Genomic DNA, 19,207 nt, shown 5'->3' on the forward strand with positions numbered 1-19,207 from the left:
CTATTTTGTCCGACATTAGGTTCTCGTACGAGAATTAGCCTGAGCGAGCGCCGACAATTATCGTGCAGAACCTGCGCCAAGCGCTTCGCTGTGATGCACCAGATGGTCTTCGATGAAGCTGGCGATGAAGAAATAGCTGTGGTCGTAGCCCGGCTGCATGCGCAGGATCAGCGGATGCTGCGCCAGGCGGGCGGCCTGTTGCAGGGCTTCGGGCTTGAGCTGGTTGGCCAGGAAATCATCCCGGTCGCCCTGATCCACCAGGATCGGCAGCTTTTCACCCGCCTCGCTGATCAGCGCACAGGCATCCCACTCGCGCCAGCGCGAGCGCTCTTCTCCCAGGTAGCGCGAGAAGGCCTTCTGTCCCCACGGGCAATCCATCGGATTGCTGATCGGGGAGAAGGCCGACAGCGACTGGTAACGCCCCGGATTGCGCAGCGCACAGACCAGCGCTCCATGGCCGCCCATGGAATGACCGCTGATACCGCGCTTGTCGGAGGCCGGGAAATGCGCCTCGACCAGGGCCGGCAACTCATGCACCACATAGTCGTGCATCCGGTAGTTGCGCGCCCAGGGCTCCTGCGTGGCATTGAGGTAGAAGCCGGCGCCGAGACCGAAGTCCCAGGCATTCTCGGGATCGCCCGGGACACCCGGGCCACGCGGGCTGGTGTCCGGCGCGACGATGATCAGCCCCAGTTGCGCGGCCATGCGCTGGGCGCCGGCCTTGTGCATGAAGTTTTCATCGGTGCAGGTCAGCCCGGACAACCAGTACAGCACCGGCAGCTTGACGCCCTGCTCCGCCTGCGGTGGCAGATAGACGGCGAATACCATGTCGCAACCGAGGACTTCGGAATGATGCTTGTAGCGTTTATGCCAGCCGCCGAAGCTTTTCTGGCAGGAAAGGTTTTCCAGGCTCATGAGCAACCTCAGAAATGGATGACGGTGCGGATGCTCTTGCCTTCATGCATCAGGTCGAATGCCTTGTTGATATCTTCCAGGCCCATGGTATGGGTGATGAAGGTATCCAGCGGGATCTCGCCCTTCTGCGCCATCTCGACATAGCTTGGCAACTCACTGCGCCCACGCACGCCGCCGAAGGCCGAACCGCGCCAGACGCGACCGGTCACCAGCTGGAACGGACGGGTGGCGATTTCCTGGCCCGCACCGGCCACGCCGATGATCACCGACTCGCCCCAACCCTTGTGGCAGCACTCCAGTGCCGCGCGCATCAGTTGCACATTGCCGATGCACTCGAAGGAGAAATCCACGCCGCCGTCGGTCATGTCGATGATGACTTCCTGGATCGGCCGGTCGAAGTCCTTGGGATTCACGCAATCGGTAGCGCCCAGCTGCCGGGCGATCTCGAACTTGGCCGGGTTGATGTCGATGGCGATGATGCGTGCCGCCTTGGCCTTGACCGCGCCGATCACCGCCGACAGGCCGATGCCGCCGAGGCCGAAGATCGCCACGGCGTCACCCGGTTTGACCTTGGCGGTATTGATCACCGCGCCGATCCCGGTGGTGACGCCGCAACCCAGCAGGCAGACCTTTTCCAGCGGTGCTTCCTTGGCGATCTTGGCCACGGAGATTTCCGGCAGGACGGTGTACTCGGAGAAGGTCGAGGTGCCCATGTAGTGGAAAATGGTCTCGCCCTTGTAGGAGAAGCGCGAAGTGCCGTCCGGCATCAGGCCCTTGCCCTGGGTGGCACGGATCGCCTGGCAGAGGTTGGTCTTGCCCGACAGGCAGAATTTGCACTTGCCGCATTCCGGGGTGTACAGCGGAATGACGTGGTCGCCGACGGCCACCGAGGTCACGCCCTCGCCAATGGCTTCGACAATCGCCCCGCCTTCGTGGCCGAGGATCGCCGGGAAGATGCCTTCCGGGTCGGCACCGGACAGGGTGTAGGCGTCGGTGTGGCAGACGCCGGAGGCCACGACACGCAACAGCACCTCGCCGGCCTTGGGCAGGGCGACATCGACCTCGACGATTTCCAGAGGCTTTTTCGCCTCGAAGGCAACGGCAGCACGTGACTTGATCATCCAGCAACTCCTGAAAAGTGAATGCGAAAGACTGGAGTGTAAATCATCGTCCATTGATGAATAATCCGACCGAAAGCAAAACATTATTGCCATATAGGGATAATCAGATGAGCGAGAACCGCTGGGAAGGCATCGACGAGTTTGTCGCCGTGGCCGAGTGCAGCCAGTTCACCGCCGCCGCGGAACGCCTGGGAGTGTCCTCGTCGCATATCAGCCGGCAGATCGCCCGGCTGGAGGAGCGCTTGCAGACCCGCCTGCTATATCGCAGCACCCGCCGCGTGACGCTGACCGAAGCCGGCCAGACCTTCCTGCAACATTGCCAGCGTCTGCAGGACGGTCGCGAAGAAGCCCTGCGGGCCGTGGGCGACCTCAACAGCGAACCCAAGGGCATGCTGTGCATGACCTGTGCCGTGGCCTACGGCGAGCGCTTTATCGTGCCGCTGGTGACTGCCTTCATGGGCCTGTATCCGCAACTACGGGTGGACATCGAATTGAGCAACCGCACCCTGGACCTGGTCCATGAGGGGCTGGACCTGGCGATCCGCCTGGGTCGCCTGCAGGATTCGCGGCTGGTGGCGACCCGGCTGGCGCCACGACGGATGTATCTGTGCGCGTCGCCCTCCTACCTGGAGCGGTATGGTCGCCCCCACAGCCTCTCGGAACTGAGCCGGCACAACTGCCTGATCGGCAGTTCGGATATCTGGCAACTGGCCCAGGACGGGCGCGAGTTTTCCCAGCGGGTACAGGGCAACTGGCGCTGCAACAGCGGGCAGGCGGTGCTGGATGCGGCATTGCAGGGGGTCGGTCTGTGCCAGTTGCCCGACTATTACGTGCTCGAGCACTTGCAGAACGGTCACCTGGTTTCGCTGTTGGAGGCCCACCAGCCACCCAATACCGCGGTGTGGGCGCTGTACCCGCAACAACGGCACCTGTCACCGAAGGTGCGCAAGCTGGTGGATTATCTCAAGGAAGGCTTGGCCCGGCGGCCCGAGTACGCCGTTTGACCGACGCCTGTAAATACCCTCTTGAGATCAACGCAGTCTCTGTAGGAGCCGGCTTGCTGGCGATGAGGGCAGAGTGTCTTGCATCGATCTTGCGGACGCCATCGCTGGCAAGCCAGCTCCTACAAGGTCCCCGGCCTGGCGATAGTCCGGGGTGAGACACCGTCCCGTGGGAGCCGGCTTGATGGCGATGAGGGTAGAGCGTCTTGCATCGATCTTGCGGACGCCATCGCCGGCAAGCCAGCTCCTACAAGGTCCCAGCGATAGTCCGGGGTGAAACACCATCCTGTGGGAGCCGGCTTGCTGGCGATGAAAGCAGAGAGTCCTGCATCGATCTTGCGGACGCCATCGCTGGCAAGCCAGCTCCTACAAGGTCCCAGGCCTGGCGATAGTCCGGGGGGAGACACCATCCTGTAGGAGCCGGCTTGCTGGCGATAGCGGCAGTGCGGCCTGGATTGTCAGCGCCGGTTGGCCCAGCGCAGGCGCAGCCACTCCAGGTCTTCGGGACGGGTGACCTTGATATTGTCCGAACGCCCCTCCACCAGGCGAGGCGCCTGCCCCGCCCATTCCATCGCCGAGGCTTCGTCGGTGATGGTGACATCCGCCACCAGGCTGTCGGCCAGCGCCCGGTGCAAGGCACCGAGACGGAACATCTGTGGCGTGTAGGCCTGCCAGATCAGGCTGCGATCGACGGTTTCCACCACCCGGCCATGCTGGTCGACACGCTTGAGGGTGTCCCGGGCCGGCACGGACAGCAAGCCGCCCACCGGATCGTCGGCGAGCTCGGCCAACAGCTTGTCGAGATCGTCGCGGGACAGGTTCGGCCGCGCCGCATCATGAACCAGTACCCAATCCTCATCCGCCGCCCCCCGGGCATGCAGGTGCAGCAAGGCATTGAGGACCGAGTCGGCACGTTCGGCACCACCGTCGACGCGCTGGATGCGCGGGTCGCCGGCACAGGCCAGGCCAGGCCAATAGGGATCGTCGGGCGCCAGGCTGAGCACCAGCCCCTTGAGTCCCGGATGATCGAGAAAACAGCCGAGGCTGTGTTCGAGAATGGTTCGTCCGCCCAGTTGCAGGTACTGCTTGGGACGGTCGGCCGCCATACGGGCACCCACGCCCGCGGCAGGAATCACGGCCCAGAAGGCCGGTAGCGATGAGTCAGTCATTGTGCCAACTGATAGAGGGTTTCGCCGTCCTTGACCATGCCCAGTTCATGGCGAGCACGTTCTTCAACGGTCTCCATGCCTTTCTTCAGCTCAAGAACTTCCGCATCGAGGACACGGTTACGCTCCAGCAGACGCTCGTTCTCGGCATGCTGGTCGGCAATCTGTTGTGTCAGGTCGGCTACCTGCGCCAGGCTCCCGTTACCCACCCAAAGGCGGTACTGCAGGCCAGCCAGCAGCAAGAGCAAGACAAGGAACAACCAATTGGGACTGCGCATCGAATTTCGTTTACCCAGTGAAAAAGACAGCCAAGCCGACTTCCGTATACCCAACAGCACGAAGCCTGGAAAGACCAGGCTTGTGCTTGTCAGCCATCAGATTAGTTGCGAAAAAGCCGCTATAGCGACTTTTCCGACACAATCCGGTGTCTTTTTACCATCTACTGCTTAACCGCGAAACTCGGAACGACCGTTGTACTTCGCCTTGGCGCCCAATTGCTCTTCGATACGCAGCAGTTGGTTGTACTTGGAAACGCGGTCGGAACGGCACAGCGAGCCGGTCTTGATCTGGCCGGCAGCGGTGCCCACGGCCAGGTCGGCAATGGTCGAATCTTCGGTTTCACCGGAACGGTGCGAGATCACCGCGGTGTAGCCGGCGGCCTTGGCCATCTGGATGGCTTCCAGGGTTTCGGTCAGGGTACCGATCTGGTTGAACTTGATCAGGATGGAGTTGGCGATCTTCTTGTCGATGCCTTCCTTCAGGATCTTGGTGTTGGTCACGAACAGGTCGTCGCCCACCAGTTGGGTCTTCTCGCCGATCTTGTCGGTAAGAATTTTCCAGCCAGCCCAGTCGGACTCGTCCAGACCATCTTCGATGGAGATGATCGGGTAGCGTTCGGTCAGGCCTTTCAGGTAGTCGGCGAAACCTTCGGCGGTGAACACCTGGCCTTCGCCGGACAGGTTGTACTTGCCGTCTTCGAAGAACTCGCTGGCCGCGCAGTCCAGGGCCAGGGTCACGTCGGTGCCCAGTTTGTAACCGGCATTGGCGACCGCTTCGGAGATGACTTTCAGGGCATCTTCGTTGGACGCCAGGTTCGGCGCGAAACCACCTTCGTCACCGACAGCGGTGCTCAGGCCACGGGCTTTGAGCACGGCCTTGAGGTGATGGAAAATCTCGGTGCCCATGCGCAGGCCTTCGGAGAAGGACTTGGCTCCGACCGGCTGGACCATGAACTCCTGGATGTCGACGTTGTTGTCGGCATGCTCGCCGCCGTTGATGATGTTCATCATCGGTACCGGCATGGAGTAGACACCCGGGGTGCCGTTCAGGTTGGCAATGTGTGCGTACAGAGGCAGGTCCTGATCCTGCGCAGCCGCCTTGGCCGCGGCCAGGGACACGGCGAGGATGGCGTTGGCGCCCAGGGTCGCCTTGTTCTCGGTGCCGTCCAGCGCGATCATCGCGTGGTCCAGGGCCTTCTGGTCGGAAGGATCCTTGCCCAGCAACAGTTCGCGGATCGGACCGTTGATGTTGCCGACAGCCTTCAGCACGCCCTTGCCCAGGTAACGGCTCTTGTCGCCATCACGCAGCTCAAGCGCCTCACGCGAGCCGGTGGAGGCACCGGACGGAGCACAGGCGCTGCCGATGATGCCGTTGTCCAGAAGGACGTCCGCTTCCACGGTGGGGTTGCCACGGGAGTCGAGAACTTCACGACCTTTGATGTCGACGATTTTTGCCATTGTTGTAAACACTCCAAAGTTGACGAAAACCTTGCAGGAGCCGGCTTGCCGGCGATGGCGTCCGTAAGATCGCTATCGCCGGCAAGCCCGCTCCCACAAAAGTTGTACGGCCGGCAGGCCAGAGCGAAAATTGTGGGGCAGTCTACCGAATAAACGAGGATTACGCGGTTTCTATCGTCGGAAAACTCTTCACCAGTTCGTCCAACGCCTTGAGCTGGGCCAGGAACGGCTCCAGTTTGTCCAGGCGCAGGGCACAAGGACCGTCGCACTTGGCGTTGTCCGGATCCGGATGCGCCTCGAGGAACAACCCCGCCAGGCCCTGGCTCATGCCGGCCTTGGCCAGGTCGGTGACCTGGGCCCGACGACCGCCGGCGGAGTCCGAACGGCTGCCCGGCATCTGCAGGGCGTGGGTCACGTCGAAGAACACCGGGTATTCGAACTGCTTCATGATGCCAAAGCCGAGCATGTCGACCACCAGGTTGTTGTAGCCGAAGCTCGAACCGCGCTCGCAGAGGATCAACTGGTCGTTACCGGCTTCCACGCACTTGCTCAGGATGTGTTTCATTTCCTGGGGCGCGAGGAACTGGGCCTTCTTGATGTTGATCACCGCGCCGGTCCTGGCCATGGCGACCACAAGGTCGGTCTGGCGCGACAGGAAGGCCGGCAACTGGATGATGTCGCAGACTTCGGCGGCCACGGCGGCCTGGGCCGGCTCGTGGACGTCGGTGATGATCGGCACGCCGAACGCTTGCTTGATGTCCTGGAAGATCCGCATGCCCTCTTCCAGGCCGGGGCCACGGTAGGAGGTCACGGAGGAACGGTTGGCCTTGTCGAAGCTGGCCTTGAACACGTAGGGGATACCGAGCTTTTCGGTGACCTTGACGTACTCTTCGCAGACCTGCATCGCCATGTCACGGCTTTCCAGCACGTTCATGCCACCGAACAGCACCATCGGCTTGTCGTTGGCGATCTCGATGTCGCCGACGCGAATGATCTTCTGGGCCATCAGCTTTACGCCTTCTTCTGGTGTTGGGCCAAAGCGGCTTTGACGAAACCGCTGAACAGCGGGTGGCCGTCACGCGGGGTCGAAGTGAACTCGGGGTGGAACTGGCAAGCGACGAACCATGGATGATCCGGGGCCTCGACCACTTCGACCAGCGCGCCGTCACCGGAACGACCGGAAATCTTCAGGCCGGCTTCCATGATCTGCGGCAGCAGGTTGTTGTTCACTTCGTAGCGGTGACGGTGACGCTCGACGATCACGTCCTTGGCGTAGCAATCGTGAACCAGCGAACCCGGCTCCAGCAGGCAGTCCTGGGCGCCCAGGCGCATGGTGCCGCCCAGGTCCGACGTCTCGGTGCGGGTTTCCACCGCGCCGGTGGCATCTTCCCACTCGGTGATCAGGCCGACGACCGGGTGAGCGCTGGTGCGGTCGAACTCGGTGGAGTTGGCGTCCTTCCAGCCCAGCACGTTACGGGCGAACTCGATCACGGCCACTTGCATGCCCAGGCAGATACCCAGGTACGGCACCTTGTTCTCGCGGGCGTATTGCACGGCGGTGATCTTGCCTTCCACGCCACGCAGGCCGAAACCGCCCGGTACGAGGATCGCATCGACGCCTTCGAGCAGGCCGGTGCCCTGGTTCTCGATGTCTTCGGAATCGATATAGCGCAGGTTGACCTTGGTGCGGTTGGTGATGCCGGCGTGACTCATCGCTTCGATCAGCGACTTGTAGGCATCCAGCAGCTCCATGTACTTGCCGACCATGGCGATGGTGACTTCGTGCTCGGGGTTGAGCTTGGCGTCGACCACTTTTTCCCACTCGGACAGATCGGCACCGTTGCATTGCAGACCGAAACGCTCGACGACGAAGTCATCCAGGCCCTGGGCGTGCAGGACGGCCGGGATCTTGTAGATGGTGTCGACGTCTTCCAGGGAAATCACCGCACGCTCTTCGACGTTGGTGAACAGCGCGATCTTGCGCCGCGAGGACACGTCAACCGGGTGGTCGGAACGGCAGATCAGCACGTCCGGCTGCAGGCCGATGGAGCGCAGCTCCTTGACCGAGTGCTGGGTCGGCTTGGTCTTGGTCTCGCCGGCAGTGGCGATGTACGGGACCAGGGTCAGGTGCATCAGCATCGCGCGCTTGGAGCCGACTTCGACCCGCAACTGGCGGATGGCTTCGAGGAACGGTTGCGACTCGATGTCACCCACGGTGCCGCCGATCTCCACCAGGGCCACGTCGGCATCGCCGGCGCCCTTGATGATGCGACGCTTGATTTCGTCGGTGATGTGCGGAATCACCTGGATGGTCGCGCCCAGGTAATCACCACGGCGCTCCTTGCGCAGCACGTGCTCGTAGACACGGCCGGTGGTGAAGTTGTTGTTCTGGGTCATGGTCGTGCGGATGAACCGCTCGTAGTGGCCCAGGTCCAGGTCGGTCTCGGCGCCGTCGTGGGTGACGAACACTTCACCGTGCTGGAACGGGCTCATGGTGCCCGGGTCGACGTTGATGTACGGGTCCAGTTTGAGCATGGTGACTTTCAGTCCCCGCGCCTCCAGGATGGCCGCCAATGAAGCCGAGGCAATGCCTTTCCCCAATGAAGAAACAACACCGCCCGTGACGAATATGTAGCGCGTCATGAAAAACCCTAGAAGTCTGCGTTAAAGCGGTCCGAGCCGCCGGGGAAAGCGAAGGAAGGCCGAAGCCCCCGATCACCTGCATTAATCACAGTGCATCTTTCAAAAAAACCGCCGCGTTGGGACAGACCGGAAGTGACGACACCGGTACGTTGCTCGCTACACATTTTTTGGAATCGCCCAGCAAAGACTGCTTGGTAATCGGCAACTCCTGCAATTCAGGCGAATCCACAGAAGTTGTATCAAGAAGGGAGCGTAGTCTACCGGAAAGCAGCTTTCAGCTCAAACCTTGATCGCTCGAAGGTGGCTGCCATTGCAAATGCCAGTCTCCGAACGCGCTGCCATCGAGCCCCGCCAGGTTGGCCACGGCCAGTAATTGCTCGCCCCGGTAGACCAGCGGCAATCGGCCGCGGACAAACCAGGGCACCCCGCTTTCATTAAGCAGACGCTTCAGATCCCGATGCCCGCGGTCCGGCAGGTGCAACACCTCGCCGCCCTGACGATAGCGCACGCGCAACGGACCCGGCGGCGCGTCGCCGATGATCAGCAGTTCGCCGTTGTCCGGCAATTCCAGGGTCTGTCCGGGTCTGGTCCACTCGATATCCGCCACCGGCTGGCGCAACCAGGAACCGCTCAGCCACCACAGGTGCTCATCGGCGCGGTGCAACTCGCCTTCGGCCAGGCGCCACTTGGGCCGGGCATCGTGCCCGGCGTCGCGCAGGTCATCCCAGCCGGCCCAGTGGTCGCTGTCCGGCAGGCGCGTCAGCGGTGCCAGCCAGTGACGCAGCAGGTTGCGCTGGCGAGCCGGCGACAGCTCGATCACCGCATCCAGCGCCAGGGACGGCATGCCCAGCCAGTCATAGCGGGAATGGGCCTGGGCCTCGTCGAGATCGACGTCGGCCAGCTCGTCCAGCAGTTCCTGGGCCTCGCGCAGGTGCGCGGCGCTGCGCACCATGCTGCTGACCGCCTGCGGCCAGCGCTCGGTGAGATCGGGGAAAACCCGATGGCGCAGGTAGTTGCGGGAAAACTGCTGGTCGGCGTTGGACGGGTCTTCGATCCAGTTCAGGCCGTGCTCGCGGGCGTACTGCTCCAGTTCCGCACGCGAGACATCGAGCAGCGGCCGCACCAGGTAGCCGCCGCCCACCTCGCGTTCGCCCGGCATGGCCGCCAGGCCACGTACCCCGGCACCGCGCAACAGCCGGAACAACAGCGTCTCGGCCTGGTCATCGCGATGCTGGGCCGTCAGCAGGACTTCGTTCAACTGGGTCACCCCGGCAAAGGCCAGGTAGCGCGCATCCCGGGCGGCGCGCTCGAGACTGGCACCGAGCTGGACGCTGACCCGCACCACCTGCAAGGGCACGCCCAGGGTGTCGCAGAATGCCTGGCAATGTTCCGGCCAGCTGTCGGCGGCAATCTGCAAGCCGTGATGGATATGCAGGGCCGTCAGTTCGGGCAGGGATTCGGTCTTGCCCAGGCGGGCGAGAAGATGCAGGAGGACGGTGGAGTCGAGGCCGCCCGAGAACGCTACGCGCCAGGCCGAGGCGTTACGCCAGGGGGCCAGGGCATGCAGCAGTCGGTCTGCCAGAGGAAGGGTACGCAGAGTCATGAGTTCGGTCGCTTTTCGCCTCAATGCGGTCAGCCTGACTGAAACACAAACCTGTAGGAGCCGGCTTGCCGGCGATGAGGCCGGCAAGTCTTGCATCGACGGCTCGAATCGCCGGCAAGCCGGCTCCTGCAGGGGTGAGCGCCGCCTTGGAATTCAGGGGCGCTCCATCAGGTCACTTAGAGACCGTAGCTCATCAATCGCTCATAGCGACGGGCCAGCAGCGCATCGTTGTCGAATTTCTTCAACATCGCCAGCTGCGAGCTCAGTTCGGCACGGATCAGGGCCGCCGCGGCCACCGGATCACGGTGGGCACCGCCCAGGGGCTCGGCGATCACCTTGTCGACGATGCCCAGGCCTTTCAGGCGCTCGGCGGTAATACCCATGGCTTCCGCGGCATCCGGAGCCTTCTCGGCGGTTTTCCAGAGGATCGACGCGCAACCTTCCGGAGAAATCACCGCGTAGGTCGAGTACTGCAGCATGTTCAACTGGTCGCAGACACCGATCGCCAGTGCACCGCCGGAACCACCCTCACCGATAACGGTAGCGATGATCGGCGTCTTCAGGCGCGCCATGACCCGCAGGTTCCAGGCGATGGCCTCGCTCTGGTTGCGCTCCTCGGCATCGATTCCCGGGTAGGCGCCCGGCGTGTCGATGAAGGTCAGGATCGGCATCTTGAAGCGTTCGGCCATTTCCATCAGGCGGCAGGCCTTGCGGTAGCCTTCCGGACGCGGCATGCCGAAGTTGCGGCGAACCTTCTCGCGCACTTCACGGCCCTTCTGGTGACCGATCACCATCACTGGCTGGTCTTCCAGGCGGGCAATACCGCCGACGATCGCGGCATCGTCGGAGAAATGACGGTCGCCGTGCAGCTCATCGAACTCGGTGAAGATGTGCTCGATGTAGTCCAGGGTGTACGGACGACGCGGATGACGCGCCAGGCGCGCGATCTGCCAGCTGGTCAGCTTGCCGAAAATGTCTTCGGTCAGCGTGCTGCTCTTGTCTTGCAGGCGAGAGATTTCATCGCCGATGTTCAGCGAATTGTCATTACCGACCAAGCGCAGTTCTTCGATCTTGGCTTGCAGGTCAGCGATCGGCTGTTCGAAATCAAGAAAATTCGGGTTCATAAGCATCCGTCTTGGGTCGAGCACAGTAGTTTTTACACAGCCTGGCCGGCCGATTGATCTGTATCGCGCCCTACCTTAAGGGATATGGCGCGCTCAGGTCGAGATTAAAAGTAAGTTCAAGGTCGGGGCGCATTCATGGCACCACCACCTCAACGGTATTGGAGAAAGACGTTGTCTCGCCCGAACTGGTCACGCAATGCCTGAATCAGACTGTCCGCCGGGTCGATCTTCCAGCCGTCACCGAGCTGCAGCAGGGCCTTGGCATCCTGGCCGGTGTACTCCATGGTGATCGGGCAGGCGCCCCGGTGCTTCTTGAACAACTCGCCCAGCCAGCGTAGCTCATCGCCCTTGAGCGCGGCGCTCTGCACCTTCAGGCGCAGGCTTTCGGCCAGGTTGGTCCGGGCATCTTCCATGCTCATCACCCGCTTGACCCGCAGGCGCAGGCCCCCGGAGAAGTCATCGTTGCTGACCTCGCCCTCGACCACCACCATCGCGTCGGTCTGCAACAGCGACTGGGCCGACATGAAGGCATCGGCGAACAATGACGCCTCGATTCGCGCCGAGCGGTCGTCGAGGGTGATAAAGCCCATCTTGTCGCCTTTTTTGTTTTTCATCACCCGCAGGTTGATGATCATCCCCGCCACGGTCTGGGTATCCCGGGCCGGCTTCAGGTCGATGATGCGCTGGCGGGCGAAACGGCGGATCTCGCCTTCGTACTCGTCGATCGGGTGACCGGTCAGGTACAGGCCGAGGGTGTCCTTCTCGCCTTTCAGGCGCTCCTTGAGGGTCAGCTCCTTGGCCTTGCGGTGATTGCCGTAGACATCCGCGTCCTCCTCGACGAACAAGCCGCCAAACAGGTCGGCGTGGCCGCTGTCGTGGGTACGCGCGGTCTGTTCGGCGGCCTTGATCGCTTCTTCCATCGCCGCCAGCAGGACTGCGCGGTTACGGTCGATATTGGCCTGGTACGGCTTGGGTTCGTCGTAGAAATACGGTCCGAGACGATCCAGCGCACCGCTGCGGATCAGGCCGTCGAGGGTGCGCTTGTTGATGCGCTTGAGGTCGACCCGGGCGCAGAAATCGAACAGGTCCTCGAACGGTCCCGCCTGGCGCGCTTCGGTAATCGCTTCCACCGGGCCTTCGCCAACGCCCTTGATGGCGCCGAGGCCATAGATGATCCGGCCTTCGTCGTTCACCGTGAACTTGAACTCCGAGGTGTTCACGTCCGGTGCGTCGAGGCGCAGCTTCATGGTCCGCACTTCCTCGATCAAGGTCACGACCTTGTCGGTGTTGTGCATATCCGCCGAGAGTACCGCGGCCATGAACGGCGCCGGGTAATGGGCCTTCAGCCACGCGGTCTGGTACGACACCAGGCCGTAGGCGGCAGAGTGGGATTTGTTGAAGCCGTAACCGGCGAACTTCTCCACCAGGTCGAAGATGTTACCGGCCAGGTCCGGGTCGATATTGTTGGTCGCGCAACCCTCGATGAAACCGCCGCGCTGCTTGGCCATTTCCTCGGGTTTCTTCTTGCCCATGGCTCGACGCAGCATGTCCGCGCCGCCGAGGGTGTAGCCGGCCATGACCTGGGCAATCTGCATCACCTGTTCCTGGTACAGGATGATGCCGTAGGTCGGCGCCAGCACCGGCTTGAGGCCTTCGTACTGGTAGTCGGAATGCGGATACGCCAGCTCGGCGCGGCCGTGCTTGCGGTTGATGAAGTCGTCCACCATGCCGGACTGCAACGGGCCCGGACGGAACAGGGCCACCAGGGCGATAAGGTCTTCCAGGCAGTCGGGCTTGAGCTTCTTGATCAGCTCCTTCATGCCGCGGGATTCAAGCTGGAATACCGCGGTGGTCTCGGCCTTCTGCAACAGGCTATAGGTCGGTTTGTCATCCAGCGGGATGAAGGCGATATCCAGCGGCGGCTCGTTGACCTTGGCGCGGTCGCGGTTGATGGTCTTCAGCGCCCAGTCGATGATCGTCAGGGTCCGCAGGCCGAGGAAGTCGAACTTCACCAGGCCGGCGGCCTCGACGTCGTCCTTGTCGAACTGGGTTACCAGGCCATCGCCTTCTTCGTCGCAATAGATCGGCGAGAAGTCGGTCAGCTTGGTCGGCGCGATCACCACGCCACCGGCGTGCTTACCGACGTTACGCACCACGCCTTCGAGCTTGCGCGCCATCTCCCAGATTTCCGCCGCTTCTTCATCGACCTTGATGAAGTCGCGCAGGATTTCTTCCTGCTCGTAGGCTTTTTCCAGGGTCATGCCGACTTCGAAGGGGATCATCTTCGACAGGCGGTCCGCCAGGCCATAGGACTTGCCCTGCACCCGCGCCACGTCACGCACCACCGCCTTGGCGGCCATGGAACCGAAGGTGATGATCTGGCTCACCGCGTTGCGGCCGTATTTCTCGGCCACATAGTCGATCACCCGGTCGCGGCCGTCCATGCAGAAGTCGACGTCGAAGTCGGGCATGGAAACCCGTTCCGGGTTGAGGAAACGTTCGAACAGCAGGTCATATTCCAGCGGGTCGAGGTCGGTGATCTTCTGCACGTAGGCCACCAGGGAACCGGCACCCGACCCCCGGCCGGGACCGACCGGCACGCCGTTGTTCTTGGCCCACTGGATAAAGTCCATAACGATCAGGAAGTAACCGGGGAACCCCATCTGGATGATGATATCCAGCTCGAAATTCAGCCGGTCGACATAGACCTGGCGCCTGGCCTCGTAGTCTTCGGTGGTCTCCCTGGGCAGCAGGACCGCCAGGCGCTCTTCGAGACCGTCGAACGACACCTTGCGGAAATACTCGTCGATGGTCATGCCATCGGGAATCGGGAAGTTGGGCAGGAAGTGCTTGCCCAGCTTCACTTCGATATTGCAGCGCTTGGCGATCTCGACGGTGTTTTCCAGGGCGTCGGGCAGATCGCTGAACAGCTCGGCCATTTCCTCGGCGCTTTTCAGGTACTGCTGGTCGCTGTAGTTCTTCGAGCGACGCGGATCGTCGAGGGCCCGGCCCTCACCGATGCAGACGCGGGTTTCGTGGGCCTCGAAGTCTTCCTGCTTGATGAAACGCACATCGTTGGTCGCCACCAGCGGCGCGCCCAGCTTCTCGGCCAGGGCCACGGCACCGTGCAGTTGTTCTTCGTCGTTGGGGCGATTGGTCCGCTGGATCTCCAGGTAGAAGCGGTCCGGGAACACCGCCATCCACTCACGCGCCAGGGTTTCGGCTTCCGCGGCGTTATCGCCGAGCAGGGCCATGCCGATCTCGCCCTCCTTCGCCGCCGACAGCATGATCAGGCCTTCATTGGCCTCGGCGACCCATTCGCGCTCGATGATGATCATGCCGTTGCGCTGACCGTCGATGAAACCACGGGAGATCAGCTCGGTCAGGTTGCGATAACCCAGGGGGTTCATCGCCAGCAGGCTGATGCGGCTCAACGGCGCATCGGGGTCCTTGTTCGACAGCCACAGGTCGGCGCCGCAGATCGGCTTGATCCCGGCGCCCATGGCGGTCTTGTAGAACTTGACCAGGGAACACATGTTGTTCTGGTCGGTCACCGCCACGGCGGGCATGTTCAGGCCGGCCAGGGCCTTGACCAGCGGCTTGATCCGCACCAGGCCGTCGACCAGGGAGTATTCAGTGTGCAGGCGCAGGTGAACGAATGAAGCCGGCATAGTGATCCTGTAGAAGCATGAAAAACGACAAGGCCCGGATTGTACCGGGCCTTGGCTAAAACATCAGCAGACTAAAGCTCGACAAGCCCCTCACGGGCTTCCCAGGCCAGCCGCACGGGCGCGAACGAGCGCCGGTGAATCGGGGTCGGCCCCAGGCGGTTCAGGGCTTCCAGGTGCACCGGCGTCGGATAGCCCTTGTGGCCGCCGATGCCGTAGCCGGGATAGATCGATTCGAAAACCGCCATTTCACGATCACGGCTGACCTTGGCCAGGATCGACGCCGCGGCAATCGCCGGCACCTTGCTGTCACCCTTGACCACCGCTTCCGCCGGCATCGGCAGTTTCGGGCAGCGGTTGCCGTCGATCATTGCCAGCCTGGGCTGGATATGCAGGCCCGCGACCGCCCGTTGCATCGCGAGCATGGTCGCATGGAGGATATTCAGTTCATCGATTTCCTCGACCTCGGCCCGGGCGATACACCAGCTCAGGGCTTTTTCGCGGATTTCGTCGTACAGCTTTTCGCGGCGGGCCTCGGTCAGCTTCTTCGAGTCGTTCAGCCCGAGAATCGGCCGCTTGGGATCGAGGATCACCGCCGCCGTGACCACCGCACCGCAAAGCGGGCCGCGACCGACTTCGTCGACGCCGGCCACCAGTTCCCCGGCATCGGCCACCAGGCTGAAGTCCAGCCCCATCTGCATCTTCACGTTACTCATACGGGCTTTCCGATCAACGTCAGGACCGCGTCGGCGGCCTGGTTCGAGGCATCCAGGCGCAGGGTCCGGTGGATCTCGTCGAAACTGCGGGTCTGCTCCCTGCCATCCTCGATCAACGGCGACAGGGTCCTGGCCAGCGCTTCGGGCGTGGCGTCATCCTGCAACAACTCGGGCACCAGCAAACGCTGGGCCAGCAGGTTGGGCAGGGAGATATAGGGGCTCTTCACCAGGCGCTTGAGAATCCAGAAGGTCAGCGGCGCCAGGCGGTAGGCGACCACCATCGGGCGCTTGTAGAGCAAGGCCTCGAGGGTGGCCGTACCGGAGGCGATCAGCACCGCGTCACAGGCCGCCAGGGCTTTGTGGGACTGTCCGTCGAGCAGGGTCAGCGGCAGGTCGCGCCCAACCAGCAAGGCCTCGATCTGGCTGCGGCGCTGCGGACTGGCGCAAGGCATGACAAAACGGATGCCGGGATGCATCGCCTGCAGACGCTGCGCCGTATCCAGGAACAGGCCGCCCAGGCGTCCGACTTCGCCGCCGCGACTGCCCGGCATCAAGGCCACCAACGGGCCGTCCGGCAGGCCCAGTTCGGCACGTGCGGCCGCCCGGTCAGCCTGCAGCGGAATGGTATCGGCCAGTGTGTGCCCGACAAACCGCACCGGTACGCCCTTCTCTTCGTAGAAACGCGCCTCGAACGGCAACAGCGTCAGCATCAGATCACAGCCTTCACGGATCTTCAGTACCCGCTTCTGACGCCAGGCCCAGACCGACGGGCTGACGTAGTGCACGGTCTTGATCCCGGCACGCCGCAGCTTGAGTTCGATATTGAGGGTGAAGTCCGGGGCGTCGATGCCGATAAAGACGTCCGGTTTCTCGGCAATCAGCGTCTGGATCAGATTCTTGCGCCGCTTGAGCAGCTCAGGCAGGCGGCCGAGCACCTCGACCAGCCCCATGACCGAAAGGCGTTCCATGGGGAAATAGGAAACCAGCCCCTGCGCCTCCATCAACGGCCCACCCACGCCGATAAATTCGACAGCGGGATACCGGGCCTTGAGGGCACGCATCAGACCGGAGCCGAGAATATCGCCGGACGCTTCACCGGCGACCAGCGCAATACGCAGGCTGGCCATGATCAGCGGGTGATGCCGCGGGTCGAGGACTGGATCGATTCGAGAAACACTGCCACTTCAGGGTACTGCGCGGCAGGCTCGGCCAGTTCGGCAATCGCCTGGTCCACGGTCAGGCCCTGGCGATACACCACCTTGTAGGCCCGGCGCAGCGCATGGATCACTTCCTCGCTGAAGCCCCGGCGACGCATGCCTTCGAAGTTCATGCTGCGGGCTTCGGCGGGGTTGCCGAACACCGTGACGTAGGCCGGAACGTCCTTGCCGATGGCGGTGCCCATGCCGGAGAAGCTGTGGGCACCGATATGGCAAAACTGGTGTACCAGGGTATAGCCGGACAGGATCGCCCAGTCATCCACGTGCACATGGCCGGCCAGCGCGGTGTTGTTGACCAGGATGCAATGGTTGCCGATCACGCTGTCATGGCCGATATGGGCATAGGCCATGATCAGGTTGTGGTCGCCCAGCGTGGTTTCCGAGCGATCCTGGACCGTGCCACGGTGGATCGTCACGCCTTCGCGGATGATGTTGTGATCACCGATCACCAGGCGGGTGTCCTCGCCCTTGTACTTGAGATCAGGGGTATCCTCACCTACCGAGGAAAACTGGTAGATGTGATTGTGCTTGCCGATCCGGGTCGAGCCCTTGAGGATCACATGCGGCCCGATCACTGTTCCCTCGCCGATTTCCACACCTGCGCCGACGATCGACCAGGGGCCGACCTCAACGCCGTCGGCCAGCACGGCCGTCGGATCGATGATTGCGCGAGGGTCAATCAAACTCATACCGCCTGTTCCGCACAGATGATCTCGGCCGAGCATACTGGCTTGCCGTCAACCGAAGCCTGGCACTCGAACTTCCAGATCTTGCGCTTGCAGCTGATGAAGGTGGCTTCGAGGATCAACTGATCACCCGGCTTGACCGGCTGGCGGAAGCGCAGCTTGTCGGAACCGACGAAATAGTAAAGGGTGCCATCGGCAGGCTTCACGTCCAGGATCTTGAAACCAAGGATGCCGGCAGCCTGGGCCATGGCTTCAATGATCAGGACACCCGGCATGATCGGATGCGCCGGGAAGTGACCGTTGAAGAAAGGCTCGTTGATGCTGACATTCTTGTAGGCACGAATGCGCTTGGCCTCGACATCCAGTTCCACCACCCGGTCCACCAGCAGGAACGGGTAACGGTGAGGCAGGTATTCGCGAATCTCGTTGATGTCCATCATTTCGTGGGGAAGCCTGTAGTAAAGATGGGGAGCACGCTGCGGGCGCGCTCCTCTAGCAAATCAAGAAGGCAGCTTTCGTACAGACCTGGCGACTACTTGATATGGAAATGGTATCAGCCTTCAGATGAAGCGTCCGCGTCCGGGGTCACGTCCCCGACACGTTTTTCCAGCTGTCGCAGTCGCCGCGCGATGTCGTCGAGCTGGCGAATACGCGCCGCGCTCTTGCGCCATTCGGCTGCCGGCTGCATGGCCGTACCGGAAGAATAGGAGCCCGGCTCGGTGATCGAGTGGGTCACCATGGTCATTCCGGTCAGGAAAACGTTATCGCAAATCTCGATATGCCCCACGAGGCCGACGCCACCGGCGAGCATGCAGTGCTTGCCGATCTTGGTGCTGCCGGAAATGCCGCAGCAGGCCGCCATTGCGGTGTGATCACCCACCTGGACGTTATGGGCGATCTGGATCTGGTTGTCGAGCTTGACCCCGTTACCGATGATCGTATCGGCCAGGGCCCCACGATCAATGGCGGTATTCACGCCGATTTCCACATCGTCACCGACCAGCACGCCGCCGATCTGGGCGATCTTGTGCCAGACGCCCTTCTGGTTGGCAAAGCCGAAACCTTCCCCGCCCAGCACGGCACCGGACTGGATCACCACGCGTTTGCCGATACGTACATCGTGGTAGAGCGTCACGCGTGGCGCGAGCCAGCCACCCTCACCGATCTCGCAACGAGCGCCGATAAAGCACTGCGCGCCGATGGTGACACCCGCACCAATGCGCGCGCCGCTTTCGATAACCACGAAGGCACCGATACTCGCCCTCGGATCGACGAACGCATCCGCCGCCACCACAGCGCTGGGGTGGATTCCCGCTGGCGCCTTGGGCTTTGGATCAAACTGGTGCGAAATGCGCGCATACGCCATGTACGGATCAGGCACCACCAGCGAATCCCCGGCATACGTCTCGGCATCGGCAGCCTTGAGCAACACGGCACCGGCCTGGCAATCTGTCAGGTATTTACGGTATTGGGGATTTGCCAGAAAGCTCAACTGAGCTGGGCCAGCCTCCTGCAAGGTGGCCAGCCCAGTGATTTCCTTCTCCGGGTCGCCACGCAGGGTGGCGCCGAGGATCTCGGCCAATTGGCCGAGCTTGATAGTCGCGGTCATGG

General features: G+C 62.4%; 16 protein-coding genes. 1 reads left to right on the plus strand and 15 read right to left on the minus strand.

Annotated elements, in window-relative coordinates:
* Positions 1–57 precede the first annotated feature (57 nt).
* Both fghA and ACL9RJ_RS08760 read right to left on the minus strand, forming a co-directional pair.
* Positions 58–921, minus strand: coding sequence for an S-formylglutathione hydrolase (fghA, locus tag ACL9RJ_RS08755; RefSeq protein WP_177085733.1), 864 nt, complete (start codon positions 919–921; stop codon positions 58–60).
* 2 nt (positions 922–923) lie between these two features.
* On the minus strand, positions 924–2,036 hold the full coding sequence (locus ACL9RJ_RS08760; RefSeq protein ID WP_422765144.1) for an S-(hydroxymethyl)glutathione dehydrogenase/class III alcohol dehydrogenase: 1,113 nt from the start codon (positions 2,034–2,036) through the stop codon (positions 924–926).
* Between the two features lie 107 nt (positions 2,037–2,143).
* Between ACL9RJ_RS08760 and ACL9RJ_RS08765 the strand changes: the two genes are divergently transcribed.
* Positions 2,144–3,040 carry a LysR substrate-binding domain-containing protein gene (locus ACL9RJ_RS08765; RefSeq protein WP_422765145.1) on the plus strand — a complete coding sequence of 299 codons (897 nt, stop codon included), beginning with the start codon at positions 2,144–2,146 and terminating at the stop codon, positions 3,038–3,040.
* Between the two features lie 455 nt (positions 3,041–3,495).
* Here ACL9RJ_RS08765 and ispD read toward each other — a convergent pair whose 3' ends face one another.
* The 13 genes from ispD to lpxD form a co-directional block, all read right to left on the minus strand.
* Positions 3,496–4,206 carry a 2-C-methyl-D-erythritol 4-phosphate cytidylyltransferase gene (ispD, locus tag ACL9RJ_RS08770; protein WP_017127139.1) on the minus strand — a complete coding sequence of 237 codons (711 nt, stop codon included), beginning with the start codon at positions 4,204–4,206 and terminating at the stop codon, positions 3,496–3,498.
* Positions 4,203–4,481 carry a cell division protein FtsB gene (gene ftsB, locus ACL9RJ_RS08775; RefSeq protein ID WP_017127138.1) on the minus strand — a complete coding sequence of 93 codons (279 nt, stop codon included), beginning with the start codon at positions 4,479–4,481 and terminating at the stop codon, positions 4,203–4,205. The genes ispD and ftsB overlap by 4 nt, the downstream gene beginning before the upstream one ends.
* Positions 4,482–4,649: 168 nt before the next feature.
* The gene (gene eno / locus ACL9RJ_RS08780) at positions 4,650–5,939 is read right to left on the minus strand and encodes a phosphopyruvate hydratase (RefSeq protein WP_017127137.1); all 1,290 of its coding nucleotides are present in this window, start codon (positions 5,937–5,939) and stop codon (positions 4,650–4,652) included.
* A gap of 160 nt (positions 5,940–6,099) precedes the next feature.
* Positions 6,100–6,945, minus strand: a complete 846-nt coding sequence (gene kdsA / locus ACL9RJ_RS08785; protein ID WP_017127136.1) for a 3-deoxy-8-phosphooctulonate synthase — start codon at positions 6,943–6,945, stop codon at positions 6,100–6,102.
* 5 nt (positions 6,946–6,950) lie between these two features.
* Positions 6,951–8,582 (minus strand): CTP synthase, encoded by a 1,632-nt coding sequence (locus ACL9RJ_RS08790; RefSeq protein ID WP_042935727.1) that lies wholly within the window; start codon positions 8,580–8,582, stop codon positions 6,951–6,953.
* A 274-nt stretch (positions 8,583–8,856) separates the two neighbouring features.
* Positions 8,857–10,185, minus strand: a complete 1,329-nt coding sequence (tilS, locus tag ACL9RJ_RS08795) for a tRNA lysidine(34) synthetase TilS (protein WP_017127134.1) — start codon at positions 10,183–10,185, stop codon at positions 8,857–8,859.
* Between the two features lie 176 nt (positions 10,186–10,361).
* Positions 10,362–11,309 (minus strand): acetyl-CoA carboxylase carboxyltransferase subunit alpha, encoded by a 948-nt coding sequence (locus tag ACL9RJ_RS08800; protein ID WP_017127133.1) that lies wholly within the window; start codon positions 11,307–11,309, stop codon positions 10,362–10,364.
* A 149-nt stretch (positions 11,310–11,458) separates the two neighbouring features.
* Positions 11,459–14,980 (minus strand): DNA polymerase III subunit alpha, encoded by a 3,522-nt coding sequence (gene dnaE, locus ACL9RJ_RS08805; RefSeq protein WP_017127132.1) that lies wholly within the window; start codon positions 14,978–14,980, stop codon positions 11,459–11,461.
* Between the two features lie 71 nt (positions 14,981–15,051).
* Positions 15,052–15,678, minus strand: a complete 627-nt coding sequence (gene rnhB, locus ACL9RJ_RS08810) for a ribonuclease HII (RefSeq protein WP_104009863.1) — start codon at positions 15,676–15,678, stop codon at positions 15,052–15,054.
* An 11-nt stretch (positions 15,679–15,689) separates the two neighbouring features.
* The gene (gene lpxB / locus ACL9RJ_RS08815) at positions 15,690–16,820 is read right to left on the minus strand and encodes a lipid-A-disaccharide synthase (RefSeq protein ID WP_017127131.1); all 1,131 of its coding nucleotides are present in this window, start codon (positions 16,818–16,820) and stop codon (positions 15,690–15,692) included.
* Positions 16,821–16,822: 2 nt separating this feature from the next.
* Positions 16,823–17,599 (minus strand): acyl-ACP--UDP-N-acetylglucosamine O-acyltransferase, encoded by a 777-nt coding sequence (lpxA, locus tag ACL9RJ_RS08820; protein ID WP_017127130.1) that lies wholly within the window; start codon positions 17,597–17,599, stop codon positions 16,823–16,825.
* The gene (gene fabZ, locus ACL9RJ_RS08825; protein WP_017127129.1) at positions 17,596–18,036 is read right to left on the minus strand and encodes a 3-hydroxyacyl-ACP dehydratase FabZ; all 441 of its coding nucleotides are present in this window, start codon (positions 18,034–18,036) and stop codon (positions 17,596–17,598) included. The genes lpxA and fabZ overlap by 4 nt, the downstream gene beginning before the upstream one ends.
* Positions 18,037–18,149: 113 nt before the next feature.
* Positions 18,150–19,205 (minus strand): UDP-3-O-(3-hydroxymyristoyl)glucosamine N-acyltransferase, encoded by a 1,056-nt coding sequence (gene lpxD / locus ACL9RJ_RS08830; protein WP_177107324.1) that lies wholly within the window; start codon positions 19,203–19,205, stop codon positions 18,150–18,152.
* Positions 19,206–19,207: the final 2 nt, after the last annotated feature.

It is taken from the genome of Pseudomonas sp. Mn2068, from assembly GCF_049319725.1.
Classification (GTDB): Bacteria; Pseudomonadota; Gammaproteobacteria; order Pseudomonadales; family Pseudomonadaceae; genus Aquipseudomonas; species Aquipseudomonas gingeri.

What these genes read in the sequence shown, in the direction of transcription:
- ACL9RJ_RS08760 (WP_422765144.1), bottom strand. Translation starts at nt 2,036, where the DNA reads ATGATCAAGTCACGTGCTGCCGTTGCCTTCGAGGCGAAAAAGCCTCTG.
- ACL9RJ_RS08765 (WP_422765145.1), top strand. Translation starts at nt 2,144, where the DNA reads ATGAGCGAGAACCGCTGGGAAGGCATCGACGAGTTTGTCGCCGTGGCC.
- ispD (WP_017127139.1), bottom strand. Translation starts at nt 4,206, where the DNA reads ATGACTGACTCATCGCTACCGGCCTTCTGGGCCGTGATTCCTGCCGCG.
- ftsB (WP_017127138.1), bottom strand. Translation starts at nt 4,481, where the DNA reads ATGCGCAGTCCCAATTGGTTGTTCCTTGTCTTGCTCTTGCTGCTGGCT.
- eno (WP_017127137.1), bottom strand. Translation starts at nt 5,939, where the DNA reads ATGGCAAAAATCGTCGACATCAAAGGTCGTGAAGTTCTCGACTCCCGT.
- kdsA (WP_017127136.1), bottom strand. Translation starts at nt 6,945, where the DNA reads ATGGCCCAGAAGATCATTCGCGTCGGCGACATCGAGATCGCCAACGAC.
- ACL9RJ_RS08790 (WP_042935727.1), bottom strand. Translation starts at nt 8,582, where the DNA reads ATGACGCGCTACATATTCGTCACGGGCGGTGTTGTTTCTTCATTGGGG.
- tilS (WP_017127134.1), bottom strand. Translation starts at nt 10,185, where the DNA reads ATGACTCTGCGTACCCTTCCTCTGGCAGACCGACTGCTGCATGCCCTG.
- ACL9RJ_RS08800 (WP_017127133.1), bottom strand. Translation starts at nt 11,309, where the DNA reads ATGAACCCGAATTTTCTTGATTTCGAACAGCCGATCGCTGACCTGCAA.
- dnaE (WP_017127132.1), bottom strand. Translation starts at nt 14,980, where the DNA reads ATGCCGGCTTCATTCGTTCACCTGCGCCTGCACACTGAATACTCCCTG.
- rnhB (WP_104009863.1), bottom strand. Translation starts at nt 15,678, where the DNA reads ATGCAGATGGGGCTGGACTTCAGCCTGGTGGCCGATGCCGGGGAACTG.
- lpxB (WP_017127131.1), bottom strand. Translation starts at nt 16,820, where the DNA reads ATGGCCAGCCTGCGTATTGCGCTGGTCGCCGGTGAAGCGTCCGGCGAT.
- lpxA (WP_017127130.1), bottom strand. Translation starts at nt 17,599, where the DNA reads ATGAGTTTGATTGACCCTCGCGCAATCATCGATCCGACGGCCGTGCTG.
- fabZ (WP_017127129.1), bottom strand. Translation starts at nt 18,036, where the DNA reads ATGATGGACATCAACGAGATTCGCGAATACCTGCCTCACCGTTACCCG.
- lpxD (WP_177107324.1), bottom strand. Translation starts at nt 19,205, where the DNA reads ATGACCGCGACTATCAAGCTCGGCCAATTGGCCGAGATCCTCGGCGCC.